At 73.0% G+C, this 2,779-nt stretch carries 5 protein-coding genes; 2 read left to right on the top strand and 3 right to left on the bottom strand.

Annotated elements, in window-relative coordinates; all coding sequences use genetic code 11:
- Positions 1 to 327 (top strand): ACT domain-containing protein (locus tag ACW0Q9_RS30080; protein ID WP_456187079.1); only part of this gene is annotated, 327 nt, incomplete at its 5' end.
- A gap of 43 nt (positions 328 to 370) precedes the next feature.
- Here ACW0Q9_RS30080 and ACW0Q9_RS30075 read toward each other — a convergent pair.
- The 3 genes from ACW0Q9_RS30075 to ACW0Q9_RS30065 all read right to left on the bottom strand — a co-directional run bounded on the left by ACW0Q9_RS30075 (position 371) and on the right by ACW0Q9_RS30065 (position 2,047).
- The gene (locus tag ACW0Q9_RS30075; protein ID WP_456187077.1) at positions 371 to 1,093 is read right to left on the bottom strand and encodes an AIM24 family protein; all 723 of its coding nucleotides are present in this window, start codon (positions 1,091 to 1,093) and stop codon (positions 371 to 373) included.
- Between the two features lie 94 nt (positions 1,094 to 1,187).
- Positions 1,188 to 1,532 (bottom strand): metallopeptidase family protein, encoded by a 345-nt coding sequence (locus ACW0Q9_RS30070; protein ID WP_456187081.1) that lies wholly within the window; start codon positions 1,530 to 1,532, stop codon positions 1,188 to 1,190.
- A gap of 86 nt (positions 1,533 to 1,618) precedes the next feature.
- The gene (locus ACW0Q9_RS30065; protein WP_456187075.1) at positions 1,619 to 2,047 is read right to left on the bottom strand and encodes an OsmC family protein; all 429 of its coding nucleotides are present in this window, start codon (positions 2,045 to 2,047) and stop codon (positions 1,619 to 1,621) included.
- Between the two features lie 119 nt (positions 2,048 to 2,166).
- On the opposite strand from ACW0Q9_RS30065, the gene ACW0Q9_RS30060 reads away from it, so the two are divergent.
- Positions 2,167 to 2,779: hypothetical protein (locus ACW0Q9_RS30060; RefSeq protein WP_456187073.1), on the top strand; the 613-nt coding region annotated here is incomplete at its 3' end.

The following is a 2,779-nucleotide window of genomic DNA, read 5'->3' as shown; positions in this document are numbered from 1 at the left end:
GGCGCGCTGCTGTCGGTGCTCATGGAACTGGCCACCCGCGGGGTGAACCTGACCCGGATCGAGTCCCGCCCGACCGGCGAGGCGCTCGGCCGGTACGTCTTCTTCCTCGACTGCACCGGCCACGTCGCCGACGTACGCCTCGGCGAGGCGTTGCAGGGGCTGCGCCGGGTCTGCGCCGACGTGCGTTTCCTCGGCTCGTACCCCCGGCACCGCTGGAGCCCGGCGGCGAGCGACCGGCCGGTCCCCGCTCCGGCCGGCCTCTCCGACACCGACTACGCGGACGCGGCGGCCTGGCTCTCCCGGCTGCGCGCCGGCGAGCTGAGCTGACGGTGCCGGGGCGCCCGGAGCGGGCGCCCCGCGCACCGGGCGGTCACTGGAGCAGGCCGCCGAGCAGGCCGCCCTGCTGCTGCTGCGCGCCGCTGCCCTGCACCGGCGGCTCCTCCGACGGCTGGACCACGACGAAGCCCTGGCCGGCGAAGCTCATCGTGAACGCCTCGCCGGTGCTGCGGCCGAGCAGCGTGCCCAGGCCGAGCTGCTCGGCCCGGTGGTAGCCGGTCTGGAGGTTGGCCGACCAGCAGACCGCGGCCTGGGGGTCGACGTAGGTCGGAGCGTCCACGTTGAGCACCACCGGGGTGCCCTTGGTGGTGATCGCGATCCGGCCGTGACCGGTGAAGACGCAGTTGAACAGGCCGGACGAGGACGCCATCCCGGCGCCGCCGACCATCTTGATGTCGTACTGGAGGGTGGAGTCGAACGCGAGCACGCTCGAGCCGTTGATCGACAGGGCGTCGCCGGGCTCCAGGTCGATGATGTGCACGTCCTTGGCCAGCTCGGCCAGGAAGACGTCGCCGCGCCCGGTGAGCTTCATGAGCGGCACGCCCTCGCCGGTGAGCCGCTGCTTGATGAACTTGCCGATGCCGCCGGAGCCGAGCGCCTGGAACTGCACCTGCCCCTGGTACGCGACCATGGACCCGACCCGGGCCATCGCCTCGCCGTTCAGCTCGATCTTCAGCATCTTGGAGTTCTGCAGCCGCATGCCCGGCTGCTGGGACTCCTTCTCAAGGTTCTCCGCGGAGAACAGCGCGCTGCGCATGGGTTTCCTCCTGCATCGGGGTGTGCCTGCACCGGAGGTTAGGGGACCCGCGCAACAGCGGGGATCGGCCGAGCGGGGCGCGACGCGGGCCCGGTCAGCCCCAGCCGAGGGCGTGCAGTCGGTCGTCGTCGATGCCGAAGTGGTGGGCGATCTCGTGCACCACCGTCACCGCCACCTCGTCCACGACGTCGTCCTCGGAGTCGCAGATCGCCAGGATGGGGTTCCGGAAGATGAGGATGCGATCGGGCAGCACGCCGGCGTAGTCCCAGCCCCGGGACGTGAGCGCGTGCCCCTCGTAGAGCCCGAGCAGGTCCTCGCCCGGCGGCGGGTCGTCCTCGACCAGAATGACCACGTTGCTCATCAGCCCGAGCAGTTCCTCGGGCACCTCGTCGAGCGCCTCGCCGACGAGTTCCTCGAACCGCTCCCGGGTCATCTGCACGGCCACGCCGCCCGGTCACCCCTTCACGATCGGCGCACGGCACGGCAAGGGCGCCCGGCGGGGCACCCTTGCCGTGTCGGACGTGGTCAGGCCAGGCGGGCGGTCAGCGTGATCTGCGCGCCCGGGGAGAGCAGCCGGGAGATCGGGCAGTTCTCCTTGGCCGCCTCGGCCAGCTTGGTGAACTGGGCCTCGTCCAGGCCGGGGCCCTGGCCGACGGTCTCCAGGTCGATCCGGGTCACGGTCATGCCCGCGTCGGTCTTGTCGAAGTGCACCTTGGCGGTCGTGTCCACCGAGGTGTCGGTGACGCCCGCGTCGGCGAGCTGCTTGGAGAGGGCCATCGAGAAGCAGGCGGCGTGCGCGGCGCCGATCAGCTCCTCGGGGTTGGTGCCCTCGCCCTCCTCGAAGCGGGACTTGAAGGAGTAGTTGCCGGTGAGGCCGCCCTTGCCGGTGCGGACGGTGCCGGACCCCTCGGTGAGGTTGCCCTGCCAACGAGCGGAAGCGGTACGGATAGGCATGGCACCGACGCTAACGGAAAGCGGGCCGCCCCGCACCGGGCTGTGGGCTTGCGCTCCCTGTCACCGCGTGCCGGCTGTGTCATGATTCGACGCAGGCCCGCGTACGGGAAGGGTGGCCCATGTCCCAGGATCTCCCCATCCCCAGGCAGGACAGCCGGTCCGACGGCACGGCCGTCGTCGAGTGGGGCGACGCCGAACCCGCGCCGTCCCGCCGGGTCGGCCGGAGCCTCGCCGGCCTGGCCCGGGACCACCGCCTCCCGCCGGTGCTCGCCGGGCTCGGCGCGGTGGCCGCGGTCGCCTCCCTGATCGGCGAGTGGCTGGTGATGACCGTGCCGAACGACGACCAGGAGGCGACCACACCGATCCGGCTGCCGAGCGGGGTGGCGGAGGTGGGCGGCTTCGGGGTGGCGTACCTGGTGGGCCTGCTCGGCATGGCGGCCGCCGTGGCCCTGGCGCTGCGCGGCGCCCCGGCGGTGCGGCAGCACGCCCGGCTCGCCGGCCTCGGCATCGCGGCCGCGCTGCTCGCGGTGCTGATCGCAACCGCCTTCTCGCTGCAGAAGCTCGGCCAGCGCGCGCTCTTCTTCCCCATCGAGCAGCGGTTGCAGGTCGAGCACGGGCGCGGCCTGGTCACCGCCTTCCTGGCCGTCGTGCTGCTGGCCGCCGCGCTGCACCTGTCCGGACGGGCCGGCCCCGCGCCCGCCGGCCGGCCCGACGAGCGCGGCGCGGAGCCGG

This window comes from Micromonospora sp. I033, assembly GCF_053890995.1.
Note: the sequence above shows the minus strand (reverse complement) of the source record. Positions and strands in the feature narration are given on the sequence as shown.